Origin of the sequence: Prosthecochloris marina (genome assembly GCF_003182595.1) — a bacterium.
GTDB classification, from domain to species: Bacteria; Bacteroidota; Chlorobiia; order Chlorobiales; family Chlorobiaceae; genus Prosthecochloris; species Prosthecochloris marina.
This window is the reverse complement of sequence record NZ_PDNZ01000004.1, coordinates 167,467-182,490: the sequence shown is the minus strand read 5'-3', so window position 1 is coordinate 182,490 and position 15,024 is coordinate 167,467. Positions and strand designations below refer to the sequence as shown.

Sequence of the window (15,024 nt, the reverse complement as noted above, 5' to 3'; positions counted from 1 at the left end):
TTACTCGTTGCTCAATGCTTTTGCGATTGCTTTTGCAAAATGAGGTCCATCATAGTATTCCGGAACAATATCGACAGTTATTCCCAGTTCCTCAAGTGCATTGGCTGTGGTTTTGCCGATTGCAGCCACCAGAACGCCGGAGGGTATATCTGTCGAACCGATCGCCTTGAAATAGTTCTGGGCGGTAGACGGGCTGGTGAACGACAAACATGCAATGTCACCATCGTTGACCATCTTTTTCACCTTTTCAGTGGCTTTGAGATCTGGAGGATGGTTTTCATAGACGGTTAAAGAATCACACGTTCCCCCCCGTTCAGCAATAGCCGCTGGTATGATGCCGAGTGAAAGACTTCCACGGAGAAAAAGAAACGATTTGCCATGAATTTCTTTTGCGTCGATTCCCTGCATTAGGTTTACGGCATCTGCTACTTTTGGTACCGGCTCCGTTATGATTCCGTAGTTCGCAAGATCTTTCGCCGTTGTTTTTCCTACCGCGAAAATCTTTATTTTTTTCAGCTCCTCAAGCTCTTCGGGTGCTTCGTCTTCGAGTCTTTCAAGAAAATAATGAACACTGTTCGGGCTGGTGAAAAAAGCGCCGTTATAGACTGAAATATCGGGTATTGTCCACCCAATGGTTGGCCTGATCTCGATTGTTGGAAAAACAACCGAGGTCAGATTGTGTTTTTTCAGTTCCTCTACAAATGAGCCTGCCTGATGTTTGGGCCTTGTGACAAGAACAGACATCATCAGCAGGTTTTTCTGATTTCGGCGAGGATTTCATTTGCACCGAGTTTGAGCAGTTCTTTTGCCAGGTTGATCCCAGCCTGCTCTGCCTGCTCTGGTTGAGTGCAGTTCTCCAGCGTGATTTCATCACGGATTGCCCGTTTGCCGTCGACCGAGCCGACGTATGCGAGCAAGTGAAGCGTTCCGTTTTTCAGGTTTGCGTAAGAACCGATCGGGATTTGGCAGCCACCCTGTAAATGGCGGAGAAGCGCGCGCTCAGCCTTGGTGCAGAACTCGGTGTTCGAGTTGTTCATGACTTTGACGATTTCTTTTGTCTCCTCGTCATCAGAACGTGTTTCAATTCCCAAAGCTCCTTGGCCGACTGCCGGCAGCATGGTTTCATGAGGCAGGATTTCTGAAATGCGGTCGCCGAAATTGAGCCGGTGGACGCCTGCGTATGCAAGTAACATGGCGTCAAAATCGCTCTCATCGAACTTTTTAAACCGGGTATTCAGGTTGCCTCTTATGTCTCCCATCTGGAAATCAGGTCGCATACTCAGAAGCTGAGATGTTCTGCGGAGGCTGCTGGTTGCTATTTTAGCATCTTGACGGAGAGTCTTCAGACTTTCACCATTTTTTGAAATGATCACGTCTCTGGTGTCTTCCCTTTCTGTGAAAGCGGAAAGCATAAGTCCTGCCGGTGTTTCGGTCGGAACATCTTTCAGGCTATGGACAGCGAGATCGATCTCGTTTGCTATAAGGTGCTTTTCAATGTCTTTTGTGAAAAGTCCCATGTCGCCGATTTTGGAAAGCGGAGAGTCAAGCAGTACATCTCCGGTTGTTTTAACCAGCTTGAGCTCTATGTCGAGTTCCGGATAGTGTTTCGAAAGTTCGGCCTTGGTGAATTCGGCCTGCCACAAGGCCAGGGGGCTGGATCTGGTACCAATAATTAATTTCTTTTTCAATGCGATTACTGATTAACGTTTAACTGATTACTTTGTGCGTTGATTTTGTTCTTCAAGGTCAAAAATGTTCCTTACAAGGTTTACTCTGCTTGGGATGGTGTCGGCCGTATCAACCGGAGCTTTAAGCATTTTAATTGGATGGTGCAGGATCTTCTTGAGAATCCTGTCCGTCAAACGCTCCATTCGTTTAAGCTCTTCTTCACTGACCTTATAACGGAACCGCTCAAGCTCTTTTTCCTTGATTTCAATGAACTTTGATTGCAGATCTACAATGGTGGGACGAACTTTCAAGGTATTGATCCACTGCCCGAATCCAACAAGCTCTTCATCGATGATCTTCTGAACCTTGGGTAGCTCGGCTCTTCTCATTTCAAGGTTTTTGTCGATGATATGTTTCAGGTCATCGATGTCCTTGAGGAACATGTTTTTGAGTTTACCGATTTCAGGATCGACATTACGAGGAAGGCCAAGATCGAGGATTATAACAGGTTTGAGCCGTCTTTTCTGCATGCTTTGCTGCAGTTCCGGCTCGGTAAGCACATACTCTTTTATACTTACTGCGGTAATGATAATATCGAACTCATGAAGGTGTTCCTTGTATGATTCATAAGGAAGCACCTGGTTGGTTCCGAGCTCTTCTGCAAGGGCTTCTGCTTTTGAAAGCGTTCTGTTCGTGATCACAATGTTCCTCGCATTTTTTTGGAACATATGTTTGGCTGCAAGTTCACCCGTTTCTCCCGCCCCAATCAAAAGTATCTTTTTCATGGAAAGATTGGAGAAAATTTTCTGGGCAAGTTCGACTGCGGCGTAGCTCACGGAAACCGCGCCTTCCATTATCTTTGTTTTGGTCTTGACTTTCTTTGCTACACTGAAAGCTGTATGACAGAGGCGAGTAAGAAGAATGCCTGCTGACTGCACTTCGACGGCTATTCTGTAGCCGTCCTTTACCTGTCCGAGGATCTGGCCTTCACCGAGAATCAGTGAATCAATTGCGCTTGCAACTTCGAACAGATGTCTTGCCGTGTTACAGTAGAAACGGTTGAAGAAATGTTCAGGACGAACCTCGTTATGTGCATTTCTGAATGCAATGAGGTATTCCTTCAGATATTTGCCATCAACCTCCGGCATGCCTGGGACAACATATAACTCTGTCCTGTTGCAGGTCGAAAGTACCATGGCTTCCAGCGCTATGTTGTCGTCGATCAGGTTTGTCAGGAATTCTTTAGCCTGAACTTCCGAAAGAGAAACTCTTTCACGGATTTCAATAGGTGCAGTTTTGTGATTTACACCAACTGAAATAATGTTCATGATGTGATGGTTTAGTTACTTGCCTGAAATCGATGTGATGTTGCTGGTCGTTGTTCAAAAGTCAGTGGCAATCAATATACTTCAAAGCTAAAAAATTATCAAGCTGGAAACACTAAAAGCTTAGGCCGTGAAACGTTGGTGAAAAAATACTCATTAGCAGAATCAGCGTTGTCGTCAAAACGAAAAGAAAGATAAGCAAGTACGCCATATGAATTGTGTCCCAGCCAAAAAGCTTTTTTATGAAAAGGCTGAAACCGTAAAACAACCATATTGTGATGAGGGCTATGAGCCTTGTGTCGAAAAGGTTGATGATTTCCGACGTTTGAATCGAGCCGATGACGCCGGCGAGAAGCGTGATGGTAAGGAACAGGAACCCGAAGGCAACAGCATGTTTGATAAGTTGTTCAAGAACTTCGAGGTTTGGCAGGTTTTCGAAAAGAAAGCCGAATTTGTTGTTTTTGATCTGGCGAAACAGAAGGAGGTAAAGGAAGCTGTAAAGACCTGCTATGGCAATGGAGCTGAAACTGAATATCGCGGCAAGAAGGTGGATGCCTATTCCCAGACCACTGAAGCTTGGGCCATCTCCTGACGATGTGAAAAGCAGTATCGAGCCGAGAATCTCTGCGCCTGCAGAGAAAGAGAGTATAAAAAAACCGGTTTTCTCTGTTTTCGTTGAGAATTCGATAAACATGTAGATCACTGCGAGTGTCAGCGCAACCATGGTCATGAGCATCGAGATGGAATAATTCAGTCTATAACCTTCGGGTGCGGTGAGAAAGCCTATATAAGCGATATGCGTGACAATGGTGACAATGAGTGCCGGCTGCTTGTAGGTTTTGGCAAAGGTGTTGCCTTTGAAAAAATCAGAACCGTAAAGGCTAACCGATATGACGTAGAATAGCGATACCATGCTGGTAAGTACGACAAGTAGAGTATTGTTCAGTAGTTCGTTGTCCATAGATGTCATGAGGGGTATTTGATAAAAAATATTCCGGTGGTTCCTGATGAAGTGAATGTTTGGAAAAGTCCTTGTACAGAGTCAAGAAAAAAAGTGTATATTCGCCCGAATCGAAACAAAATATAAATATTTGCCTCGAAAAAGATGAGTATGAAACAGAATATTCGCAACATCGCCATAATCGCTCATGTTGATCACGGGAAGACAACCCTTGTTGATGCAATTTTTCGTCACACCGGAGCTTTCAGGGAAAATCAGCAAGTCGATGCCCGCGTGCTTGATTCCAATCCCCAGGAAAAAGAGCGCGGTATTACCATTTTATCAAAAAATGCCGCAACGGTATACAAAGGGTGCAAGATCAATATTGTGGATACCCCCGGTCATGCTGATTTTGGTGGGGAAGTTGAGCGTATATTGAAAATGGTCGATGGTGTACTGTTGCTTGTCGATGCGTTCGAGGGACCTATGCCACAGACAAAATTTGTTCTCCGTAAAGCTCTTGAACTGAAACTCAAGCCGGTCGTCGTTATCAACAAGATAGATCGTCCTCAAGCCGATCCCGATAAAGTTCACGATCAAGTGCTCGACCTTTTCATCGCGCTCGGAGCCGATGAGGACCAGTTGGAGTTTCCTTATATATTCACTTCGGCTAAATTCGGTATAGCAAAAGCCTCCATGCAGGATCCTGACGGTGACATGAGCCAGCTGCTCGATATGATCATCGGAGAAATACCGTCGCCGGAAAACAGTGATGAAGATGATTTTCAGATGTTGGTGACAACACTGGATTACAGCGACTACTTGGGTAAAATAGCTGTTGGAAGAATTCACAGAGGAAAGGTTCATCCCGGAGACTCTCTCGCTGTCGTGACAGATGAAGGCGTTGTCGGCAAGGGCAGTGTCGCCAAACTCTTCACTTTTGACATGACGCAGCGTGTGGAGGTCAAAGAGGCCACTTCAGGTGACATCATCGCTATTTCAGGTATTGCGGGGGTCAATGTCGGTCAGACTCTTGCTCTGGAGGCACGTCCTGAAGCGATCGAGTCGTTTGAAATCAGCAAGCCGACTCTTTCCATGCTTTTTTCGGTGAACGATTCGCCCTTTGCCGGTCAGGAGGGCAAAGAAGTCACCAGTCGCAAAATACGCGAAAGACTTATGAAAGAGGTAATGACCAATGTCGCTCTGCAGGTCGAGGAAACTGATAGTGCCGATACGTTTCGTGTTTCAGGGCGTGGAGAACTGCATCTTTCCGTGTTGATAGAAAACATGCGTCGTGAAGGGTTCGAACTGGCTATTTCAAGGCCCCAGGTTATAACCCGGACAGCCGAAGACGGTACGTTACTCGAGCCGGTCGAGCATGTAACCATCGATGTACCCGATGAATATAATGGTGTTGTTATCGAAAAAATGGGACGGCGCAAGGCTGAAATGAAGCATATGGAAACCTTGAGAGGCGGTATGATCAGGCTTGAGTTTGAGATTCCCACCAGAGGATTGATAGGGTACAGTCAGGAGTTTACCACCGATACCAAGGGGGAGGGGATGCTGTCTCATGTATTTCATGATTATCAACCGTTCAGGGGGAAACTTCCGGCACGAGAAACCGGTGCACTGGTCAGTGGAGAAAACGGGCAGTCGGTTGCTTACGCAATAGCTGGCCTCGAAGATCGAGGCACCTTTTTTATAGGACCGAATGTCCGGGTTTATGAAGGCATGGTAGTCGGTGAGTCAACCAGAGAGTTCGATATTACTCTGAATGTCTGCAAAACCAAGAAGCTTACCAATATGAGGTCTTCAGGGGCTGACGATGCGGTTCGTCTTACCCCTCCTAAAAAAATGACACTTGAACAGGCACTTGATTTTATCAATGATGATGAGCTTGTTGAAGTGACGCCGGAAAATATCAGGATCAGAAAAAGAATTCTTGATTCCAATCAGAGGGCTAAGGCCGCCAAGCGGGCGAAAATGGGATAGCGTGAAGACTGCTGACTGAACACTTGTTACTCGTCACTGCTCATAAAGAGAAGAACAGTTTTCTCAGGCGGGTTCTGGCGGCTGAAAGTGTTTTCTCGGTTTCCGATTCGCTGATACCTTGCAGCCCGGCTGTTTCCGTAACGCTTTTTTTGTCAATATCAATCATGCGGTAGATTTCCCGTTCGGCATCAGGAAGCTTATCGACGCAGGATAACAGCTTTTCGTTGTCAGATGAACCGGGATCGTCGTTTTCTCGTGCTGAAAAGTCGGGACTTGTTTGTGTTTGTTGTCCGGTTAGCTCTGTTTCCGAGGCAGGGGTTGGATGAGCGGCGCTTATCTCTCCGAACAAACGGACAAATGTTTGAAAATCAAGCCCGGCCGCTTCGCAGGGTTCGATATTTCTTTCGATGATATCAGCGGCGAGTTTGCGGAACTTTTCTCCTATTTCAGGAAGCTGGATCGCGAAGTTGAAGCTGTCATCCTTGTCCCTTGCTGCCGGATCGTATGGCAGCTTCATGAGGATGTTTATCTCTGCAGCAGCTGCATACTTTTCTGCAATACCGCTATCGTCGTCACGATTAATGATGAGTCCGAGGAGCTTGGATTGTCCACCTACGGTTCTAAAGTAGTTGTTTGCCTTGCAGATATTGTTGGCAGTGAATATCGACTGGCGGTCATTGGTTGTCAAAAGAATGACTTCTTCACTCAGGGAGCGTGCCAATGGGGTGGCGAAACCTCCACAAACAACATCACCGAGAAAATCCATTAAAATGATATCAAGATCCCATGTGAACAGGCCGAGTTTTTCCAGCACATCGAAGCCGGAGATAATGCCTCTGCCACCGCACCCTCTGCCGACTTGGGGGCCTCCGAGTTCAACACCATAAATTGGCTGTGGAAAGTCAGGAACATCTCTCCTGAAGACAATGTCGCTGATCTGCACTTGTTCATTACGGGCATTTTTTTCTGCAAAAACTTCTGTAACAGTAGGCAGTGAGATTCCTCCGAAGAGCGACGTTGTCGAGTCATGCTTCGGGTCGCATCCCAGCTGCAGTACTTTTTTTCCCATAAGCGCAAACGTTGCGCTCAGGTTGGTTGTTGTGAAGCTTTTCCCGATGCCTCCCTTTCCGTATATGGCTATAGTGCGTGGTGTCATACAGATATGATATTCCTATTCTGGCAGGGTTTCGGTATCAGACTCTTTCCAGCTCAGAATCATCTTTAAACAGTCCGGATCGTTGAAGGCTTGATGGTACGCTTCGGCAAGATCGGTATCAACGGAGTGGCTATGGGTGAATATCTTTTTTGTGTTCAGTTTTCCGGTTCTGATAAGATCCCTGACACGGAGCAGGTCACCTTTGGCCCATTGACGTGCAGCGACAAATGACAGTTCTTTTTCAAAGGCTTGTGAATAATCGATGTTCATTCGCTGGTAGTAGCCTCCAAAAATTACTTTACCGTGGAACTTCAGGAAGCGCAGACCGGTTTCGATAGCGTTCATGACACCGGTACTGTCTATCATGACATCAAACTCATTTCCAGCGAGGGCTGCTGAAACATCCTGGATTGACGGATTTACTTTCAGATCGGCTGAAGAGAAGTTAAGACGGTTCTGATAGGGTTCTGTAGCCGCAACAAGTTTTGCTCCCATGTGTTTGGCCAGCTGGACGGCGAGAATACCTACAGCCCCCTGGCCAAGAACAAGAACTTTTTTTCCTGCTATGTCTGCAAGATCCATAAAATGGAGTGCTGTTGCTCCAAGGGGAAGCGCAATGCCGCATTTCGGGTCGTCAATGCCTTCAAGTACCGTAATGCTTTCGACCGGACAAACGACAAACTGTGATGCCCCTCCAAAAGCGGCATTGACGTCCTGGTATCCGAAAGATCCGGCAATGTAGGCATATTTGCCGATGAGATTTTCATTGACGTGAGCCCCGACCTGTGTGATTTTACCTACGGTTTCATAACCCGGTATAAACGGAAAGATGAAAGGCGGTGAAGGAATAAGGCCGTTGAATGCCATTTTTTCGGTACCTGTACTGATCGAAGACCAATGCGTTTCAATGAGTACATCGGTCGATAACACCGGTTTGAGCGTTACGTTTTTCACTTCTATCTGACGAACACCGGTAAAAACGATTGCTTTTGCTTTCATGGCGGATCTGCTGGCTTCAGTTTGCGGTTTGGGTTTTTCTCGCATGCTGTTTTTCAATGATCAGGCGGAACAGAAACTGTGCTGCGTTAATCAAGTAACTCAGATAAGCAAGGAGTGCAGTCCAGATAAGGACATTTTCATCCAGGCCCATGTAAAATAAGATAAAGTAGCCAAGGTGAATGACTATTGCTATAGTGCTGCCGACATCTTCCCAAAAAAACTCCGGTGCAAAAACGTATTGGTCGAAGACGTCTTTTTCGAAAAACGCTCCTGTGATAAAAATGAGGAGAAAAATAACGGTTTTCAGAATGATAAAAGCGGTCACCCAGGCAAAGTTGTCGATACCCATGTCTAATTTGTACAGAATGGTCACGGCAAGGCCGGCTATGAAAGCAACAAACTGTATGGGTGCAAGGATGCCCTGCACTTTTGTCCATACGGAAAGATTTCTTTTTTCAAGCTGTTCGGGAGTATAACGAGGCATACTGGTTGGTCTTGACTTATGGACTACATGATCGTAATAAAAAGCTCAAGAATATAGTAAAAATAAGGGATGCCCCAATGTGAGTAAGCTTTAATTCAACTCCCATTCATATGCGTTATAGAGGGTCGAGAGAAGATTGACTTCCACGTTTTTAATCCGTTTGCTGAATCCCTCGAGTTCGTCATAGTAGTAAAGGAAGGTTCTCGGCTGTTCTTCATGAAGTATTTTTTGGTACTCTTGCCATAAGAGAAGGCTTTCGTTTTCCGGAAGGGGAGTGCTTAGTTGGCTTATTACCCTGTCGAGTTTCGCGTGTTGAAAAGCCGAGGAGTTAAAAGGCCTGTTCTGGAAATCCGAGCCCCAGATGATAAGCTGAAACGGCAGGGTTTCGGCGGCAAGGCCCGATAGTGCGGCATCGTAGAGGAATTCGTTCTGGCTTTTGTTGAAAATAAGTTTTTCGTCGATTCTAAGCTCACATTCTATGCCTATCTCACGGAGGTTTTGCTGGATAATTGTTGCCGCGTAGTTTCTGCGCGGGTTCCCAGCCTGGGCTGCAAGGGTAAAGGAAAACTTTTTACCGTTTTTCTGCATGATGCCGTCGGGTCCGGGTTCCCACCCGGCTTGTTTGAGCAATAACTGCGCTTTTTGGGGATCATATGTATACGTATCGAGGGACCGGTTGGCAATCGCTTCATAGGCGGGGGATAGAGATGTATTGACTACCACGGCATGCTTCGGGCCCATGAAGCCATCGATTATGGCTTGGCGGTCTATGGCATAGGTCATGGCTTGACGGACCTTTTTATCCCCAAAGAATAAATTCGGTTTGATTTCCTCATGCTTTCTATAAGACTCCCCGTCGATGGTCAGCCATACGATACTGTCGAAATATCGATTCTTGACGGGTTTTATCATGATCTCCGGGTTTGTCTTTTGCAGTTCCGGGAGGTCTTTCGGGTTTATCCCGCCAGCAGATATGAGTGCATCAAGCTGTCCTGATTTCAGCATGGCAAGGCGTGTGGTGTACTCCGGGGCGATGATGAAGCTCATGGTGGAAATCAGTGCAGGATGAGGTAATATCGATTTCTCGTTCGATACGAGTACAAGTTTTTGCTGCCGAGCCCATTCCTTCACCTTGAAAGGGCCTGCACCGACAATCGGGGTTTCTGCTGCTCGCATACGGATTTCTTCGGGAGGAATCGAATCGAAAATATGCTTCGCGACCGGCATAAGATCATTGAAATGATCGAGGATAATGGCTGGAGCCATCGGTTTATTGAACTTCAGAACCAGAGTATGATCGTCAGGTGTTTCGACACTGTTTTCAAAATCGATGCTGCCATCATCGAGCGCCAAAAGGTCGTTGAGGTAGTGTTGGCGAGTGCTGGCAATTTCAGGATTTGCGTAGAGCTGGTACGAAAACTTGAAGTCTTCCGATGTTAACGGTTCGTCGTCTTGCCAAACCGCATCTTTTCTGAGATAAAACACTGCTTTTTTCCCGTCATCACTGAACTCCCAGCTCTCGGCTGCGTTTGGTTTGAATTCGATACTTCCTTTTTCTTGGTCATAGGAGGGTTTTGTCAAGGATGGGAATATAAGCGTGCAAACCTCTCGAGAGAGAGAGAGCTGTATGAGCAGGGGGTTGAGGTGGTCGAAGTCGCCATCGATACCTATGGTAATGTGATCCGAACGGTATTCCTGTGGACTACTGCAAGAGGGAAGCGTGCTGCAGAGAAAAAAAAATGATAACCAGACTACTATTTTTTGCATGACCTGTGTTTTTTGCAAGGAAATGATACCTTTGAGAAATTTAGGGAATTCTTGACAATATGAAACGATTGATAGAAAGAACAGTTATAAACAGGTAATATTTCATGAATACAGAACACTATGATGTTGTGATTGTAGGGGGAGGGCCTGCAGGTTTGTCCGCAGCTATCTATGCCGCAAGGGCTGAATTACGAACAGTTGTCCTTGATAAGGACCCCCATGCAGGTGCTCTCGGTATGGCTCACGTTATCGCCAACTATCCCGGTGTTCGTTCGGATATCTCCGGTATCGAACTGCTTGATTCGATGAAAAGTCAGGCTGAATCGTTCGGGGCAAAGTTTTTCAGAGAAAAAGTAACCGGCCTGGATCTGAGCAAACGAGAAAAGAATGTTTTTACGGCAAGCGGCAAGGTGTTCAGGGCAAAAGCTTTGATTCTCGCTACCGGTTCGATGGGAAAGAGCAGGAAGATAAAGGGAGAGCAGGAACTCTTGGGGGTTGGTGTCAGCTATTGCGCTACCTGTGATGCTGCATTTTACAAGGGACAGGTTGTTGCCGTTGCCGGCCGAACCGGAGAAGCGGTAGAAGAAGCGAAGGTGCTCTCACGCTTTGCAGGGAAAGTGTATTTGCTCTGTCCGACATCCTCGTTTTCGGCACCGTCCGAAATGGTCGAGGGACTCGATTTTCAGCCGAATATTGAAGTGCGGTATAACCAAAGCATTGTTGCGATTAACGGGGACAAAGCAGTTGAGTCTCTTACAATCCGTGGAGAGAATGCTCCACTCGAAGTAGACGGCGTTTTTCTTTATCTGAGCGGTTCTTCTCCGATTATCGATTACGCGGGAGGGCAGCTTGATTGTGTCGAAGAAAGTTGTCTGAAGATAGGGGCGGATTTTTCTACATCCGTACCTGGTGTTTTTGCCGCAGGGGATATTTTATGCAAGGATATCAAGCAGGCGATTATTGTTGCTTCTGAAGGGTGCCGTGCCGCTCTGTATGCGGATAAGTTTCTGAGAGGAAGAAGCACGGCGAAGATGGATTATAATTGATGAGGAAGTAACTGCTCTACAGCCGGATGACGTGTCCGGTGGGTTGCAATGTGGGTTTTGAGATGTTCGGTTGAGAGAGCGGTCAGTTTTCTGGAAACAGGGCAGTGAACGTAGCTGCTTTGATAGGACCTGGTGCACTAAAACCTTCTCCATATCCGGTTCCAATCTGTTCTCCGAGATATCGGGCTCGGGCCTCGAGTCCGCTGAGAAATTCTTTTCGCTGGATCAAGGTTTCCGGTTCGTTTGTCTCACCTTCCCTGTAGAATTGTGAACCGAAAGCGAGGATTCCTGTTCTGGATCGTTCGAACGTTGCTGTGACATCGACGATGATAGACGGGTCGAAGTGCTTGAACTGCATATAGTAGAGCAGATGCGGCGGTCTGTAAGGTTCCTGTTTCTTGCCGTTGTGCAGCGTGGTGATTTTTTTGAGTCCGGCATAGAAAATCGCATCATAAACCAGGCGCGATGCTTTGATATGATCAGGATGTCGTTCGTCTGGAGGGTTGGTGAACACCACGCAGGGTTGAAAATGACGAATGACCCGGATGATTTCTTTCTGTGCCTCTTCGGTGTCGTGGAGTTTTGAGTCTCCAAGATCGAGCGTTATGCGTTTTGTGTAACCCATGACTTTTGTTGCCTTGGCGGATTCTGTTTTTCTTGTTTCCGGTGAACCGAGGGTTCCCATTTCGCCCTGAGTGAGATCACATACGGCAACAGTTTGGCCTTCATCGATGAGTTTCAGCAATGTTGCCCCGCAAGAAAGCTCTACATCATCGGGATGAGCACCGAAAGCAAGAGCGTAAACCTTTTCTGTTTTATTATCCACGGTCAATGTTGTATTGTCTGAATGAGTTATCTTGAACAAAAACCAATAAAAATCGCATACTGCAATGTCTACGGTAAAGATAGTCCGTATAAATCAAAAAGCCATTCTTCCTCGTTATGCAACGGCGAATGCAGCTGGCATGGATCTGGCTGCATGTCTGGATGCTCCTTTGGAAATCGATCCTTTCACAACAGCGCTCATTCCCACGGGGTTGTGTATCGAGCTGCCCGAAGGTTTTGAGGCTCAGCTCAGACCGCGCAGCGGTTTGGCTCTCAAACATTTGATCTCTCTACCCAATACACCGGCTACCATCGATGCAGACTACAGAGGAGAGGTCAAGGTGATTCTCGTCAATTATGGAAAAAAGCCGTTTACGGTTCAACATGGTGATCGAATTGCTCAAATGGTTGTTGCTCGTTACGAACATGTGGCGCTCGAAGAAGTGAATTCACTATCACAGACAGAGCGTGGCAATGGAGGTTTCGGACATACGGGAATCAGCACCGGAAAGTCTATGCCGGTAGTGAACGACGAGTGAAAAAAGGGCGGTGCCGTGCTGCTCGTCGTTTTTTAGTTGAGCCCGAATTTCTTGAGTTTTCGATAAAGCGTGGCTCTTCCAATGCCGAGGGCTTGAGCGGTTTTTGTCGGGTTGCCTTCACAGGCTTTATAAGCCTCTTCGATTGCGCGGCGTTCGATTTCCTCGAGGCTCTGAATTTTTTCTTTTTTACAAGATGTTTCGAGGTGGGTACAGTTATTCGGAGTGGCGATCTTTTGATCGTTTTTTCTGATATGTCCACCTCTGTGCCGTAATATCGAGGTTATTTCTCCAATGTTTTTGCTACTGATCGCTGTTCGCTGAATGGCGTTTTTAAGTTCGCGAATATTGCCAGGCCAGTGATATTCCACCATTTCCTCGGTAGCTTCAGGCGTAAGGCTCAACTGTTTGATGTTATTTGCACTGCAAAACTTTTCGAGGAAGTGCTTTGCCAGAAAAGGGATATCTTCTTTTCGCTCCCGAAGTGGTGGGATGTAAAGCGGATACTCTTCGAGTCTATAATAGAGGTCGTCTCTGAAGGAATTGCTGTCGAGTGCATGAGCGAAATTCCAGTGGGTTGCGGAAATGACCCTGAAGTTGATGCTGCGTTCGATTTTTTCTCCGACCCTTCGAATCTTCTTCTCCTGAATGGCTCTGAGTACTTTTGCTTGTATATCTGCGTTCATATCTCCGATTTCATCAAGGAAAAGCGTACCCTGATCGGCTTGTTCAAAAAATCCTTCGTGGTCATTGTTCGCACCGGTAAATGAGCCTTTGGAGTGTCCGAAAAGAAGGCTTTCTGCAAGTTCGTGAGAAATAGCTGCGCAATTGACAGAGATAAAAGGGCCGTGTTTTCTTTTGCTGCCTTCATGAATGGCCTGAGCGAAAAGCTCCTTGCCGGTTCCGCTTTCTCCGATTATCAGGACATTGAGGTCCGTTTCCATGACCTGCAGAGCCTGTTCCATTGTTTGTTTGATCGAAGAGCTTTCTCCAATGATTTGTCTGAAGATTTCCTTGGTTTTCAGCTCTTTTTTTAGCTGGGAAACTGCATCGTGAAGTTCCGATTCACTGATTGCATTTCTCATGACGATCTGAAGCCGGTCCACATCCAGCGGCTTGGTGAGATATTCGTACGCGCCCATTTTAATGCATTTTACCGTATTGGGTATGTCATTGAGAGCGGTAATCATGATGACCGGTATCGGAATTTCTTTTTTTCGGAGATACGACATGACTCCGAAACCGTCTTTTTTCGGCATGTTGATATCCAGGAGAAGGATGTCTATTTTTTCTCTTTCGAGAATCGAAATACATTCCTCTCCGTCGATTGCGTCAACAGGCAGATAACCCATTTTTTTTAGAAAATGGTTTAACAGAATACGGGTAGATTTATCGTCGTCGGCGATTAAAACCCGATACTGTTTTGCTGTACTGGAGCTTGATGGGGGTTTCTTATGGCTGTTTTCTGAACGTAACACAAACTTTTCCTGTCTTGGGGGCATATGGGGAAACTGATAACTCTTTAGGGTAGAGAAATGAATTCCGGTTTGGCCCTGTCAATTTTTTCTTCTGTGTTTCTTTACATTTTTCTGCAGAGGCTGACTTGTATGGTTCTTTTCCGTATCAATCGTGGTTTTTTTACTCTCATGTCCGCAGCAGGGGTCCTTTTGAGTGAACGGTATTTCAACAGCCTTGGGATGTTTTGTGTCCGCCTCCTGTTGAAATACCATTCCACCAACGTTTCCTGTAACCTGACCGATTCCGGCACTGACATTTTCTATGATTTCCTGCACGGGCGCAGCCTGTATCACTGAACCAAAACTTCCAGTTACTGTATTCCATAACTGTCCCAAGCTGTCAAAGGTTTCCTTTAGCTCCTTGGATTCAAGTGCTGTATTGACTCCCTTGATTGTAGAATTGACACCTGAAATCAGTGATTGCGAAGCAGAACTCAAGCCCTCAAGAACATCCTGAACAGATTCGGAATTTACTGTAATGTTAACATTGTCTGTGATCTGTCCGGTCAGTGAATTTACTGAGTCAACCATTTCTGCCATTGAGCTGAATGCAGAATCGAGAAGTATGCCAATGTTTTCCATAAGCAGAGGGATACTGGCTTCATTACTGCCGGCAATATCATCTTGTGATGTTGCGTTTTGAATCGCTTGTTGTTCTTTTTTCTCTTGGGTCATGGTTAGGTTCAGATTTGATCAGTGACTGCGGGTAATGTTGCTTTATTTCATTGCTTGCGAACATGCTATTATTAGCCAATATAACATATAC

General features: G+C 46.2%; 14 protein-coding genes. 3 read left to right on the top strand and 11 right to left on the bottom strand.

All coding sequences use genetic code 11. The annotated features are described in order from the left end of the window. The 4 genes from CR164_RS06960 to CR164_RS06945 form a co-directional block, all read right to left on the bottom strand. The gene (locus CR164_RS06960) at positions 1 to 747 is read right to left on the bottom strand and encodes a uroporphyrinogen-III synthase (RefSeq protein ID WP_110023207.1); all 747 of its coding nucleotides are present in this window, start codon (positions 745 to 747) and stop codon (positions 1 to 3) included. Beyond that, a complete protein-coding gene (gene hemC / locus CR164_RS06955; protein WP_110023206.1) occupies positions 747 to 1,688 on the bottom strand; it encodes a hydroxymethylbilane synthase in 942 nt (313 codons plus the stop codon). Before hemC ends, CR164_RS06960 begins: the two co-directional genes overlap by 1 nt. Positions 1,689 to 1,715: 27 nt before the next feature. Next, complete coding sequence (gene hemA, locus CR164_RS06950) at positions 1,716 to 2,996, bottom strand: glutamyl-tRNA reductase (RefSeq protein WP_110023205.1); 1,281 nt, start codon at positions 2,994 to 2,996, stop codon at positions 1,716 to 1,718. Between the two features lie 112 nt (positions 2,997 to 3,108). Continuing rightward, positions 3,109 to 3,954 (bottom strand): cytochrome C assembly family protein, encoded by an 846-nt coding sequence (locus CR164_RS06945; protein ID WP_110023350.1) that lies wholly within the window; start codon positions 3,952 to 3,954, stop codon positions 3,109 to 3,111. A 144-nt stretch (positions 3,955 to 4,098) separates the two neighbouring features. On the opposite strand from CR164_RS06945, the gene typA reads away from it, so the two are divergent. Further along, positions 4,099 to 5,928: a translational GTPase TypA gene (typA, locus tag CR164_RS06940; RefSeq protein ID WP_110023204.1), complete on the top strand. Its 1,830-nt coding sequence runs from the start codon at positions 4,099 to 4,101 to the stop codon at positions 5,926 to 5,928. A gap of 40 nt (positions 5,929 to 5,968) precedes the next feature. On the opposite strand, the gene CR164_RS06935 is transcribed toward typA, so the two are convergent. The 4 genes from CR164_RS06935 to CR164_RS06920 form a co-directional block, all read right to left on the bottom strand. Continuing rightward, a complete protein-coding gene (locus CR164_RS06935) occupies positions 5,969 to 7,084 on the bottom strand; it encodes a chlorophyllide a reductase iron protein subunit X (RefSeq protein ID WP_110023203.1) in 1,116 nt (371 codons plus the stop codon). Between the two features lie 15 nt (positions 7,085 to 7,099). Beyond that, complete coding sequence (gene bchC, locus CR164_RS06930; protein WP_110023349.1) at positions 7,100 to 8,083, bottom strand: chlorophyll synthesis pathway protein BchC; 984 nt, start codon at positions 8,081 to 8,083, stop codon at positions 7,100 to 7,102. 16 nt (positions 8,084 to 8,099) lie between these two features. Beyond that, positions 8,100 to 8,567 (bottom strand): 2-vinyl bacteriochlorophyllide hydratase, encoded by a 468-nt coding sequence (bchF, locus tag CR164_RS06925; RefSeq protein ID WP_110023202.1) that lies wholly within the window; start codon positions 8,565 to 8,567, stop codon positions 8,100 to 8,102. Positions 8,568 to 8,657: 90 nt separating this feature from the next. Continuing rightward, positions 8,658 to 10,334, bottom strand: coding sequence for a peptide-binding protein (locus CR164_RS06920; protein WP_110023201.1), 1,677 nt, complete (start codon positions 10,332 to 10,334; stop codon positions 8,658 to 8,660). Positions 10,335 to 10,438: 104 nt separating this feature from the next. On the opposite strand from CR164_RS06920, the gene CR164_RS06915 reads away from it, so the two are divergent. Further along, positions 10,439 to 11,380, top strand: coding sequence for an NAD(P)/FAD-dependent oxidoreductase (locus tag CR164_RS06915; protein WP_110023200.1), 942 nt, complete (start codon positions 10,439 to 10,441; stop codon positions 11,378 to 11,380). Between the two features lie 82 nt (positions 11,381 to 11,462). On the opposite strand, the gene bshB1 is transcribed toward CR164_RS06915, so the two are convergent. After that, positions 11,463 to 12,206, bottom strand: coding sequence for a bacillithiol biosynthesis deacetylase BshB1 (gene bshB1, locus CR164_RS06910; RefSeq protein WP_110023199.1), 744 nt, complete (start codon positions 12,204 to 12,206; stop codon positions 11,463 to 11,465). A 64-nt stretch (positions 12,207 to 12,270) separates the two neighbouring features. Here bshB1 and dut point away from each other — a divergent pair, with 64 nt between their 5' ends. Then, a complete protein-coding gene (gene dut / locus CR164_RS06905) occupies positions 12,271 to 12,744 on the top strand; it encodes a dUTP diphosphatase (RefSeq protein ID WP_110023198.1) in 474 nt (157 codons plus the stop codon). A gap of 32 nt (positions 12,745 to 12,776) precedes the next feature. Here dut and CR164_RS06900 read toward each other — a convergent pair whose 3' ends face one another. After that, the gene (locus CR164_RS06900) at positions 12,777 to 14,093 is read right to left on the bottom strand and encodes a sigma-54-dependent transcriptional regulator (protein WP_239994490.1); all 1,317 of its coding nucleotides are present in this window, start codon (positions 14,091 to 14,093) and stop codon (positions 12,777 to 12,779) included. Between the two features lie 204 nt (positions 14,094 to 14,297). After that, positions 14,298 to 14,933: a hypothetical protein gene (locus CR164_RS06895; RefSeq protein WP_110023197.1), complete on the bottom strand. Its 636-nt coding sequence runs from the start codon at positions 14,931 to 14,933 to the stop codon at positions 14,298 to 14,300. Positions 14,934 to 15,024: the final 91 nt, after the last annotated feature.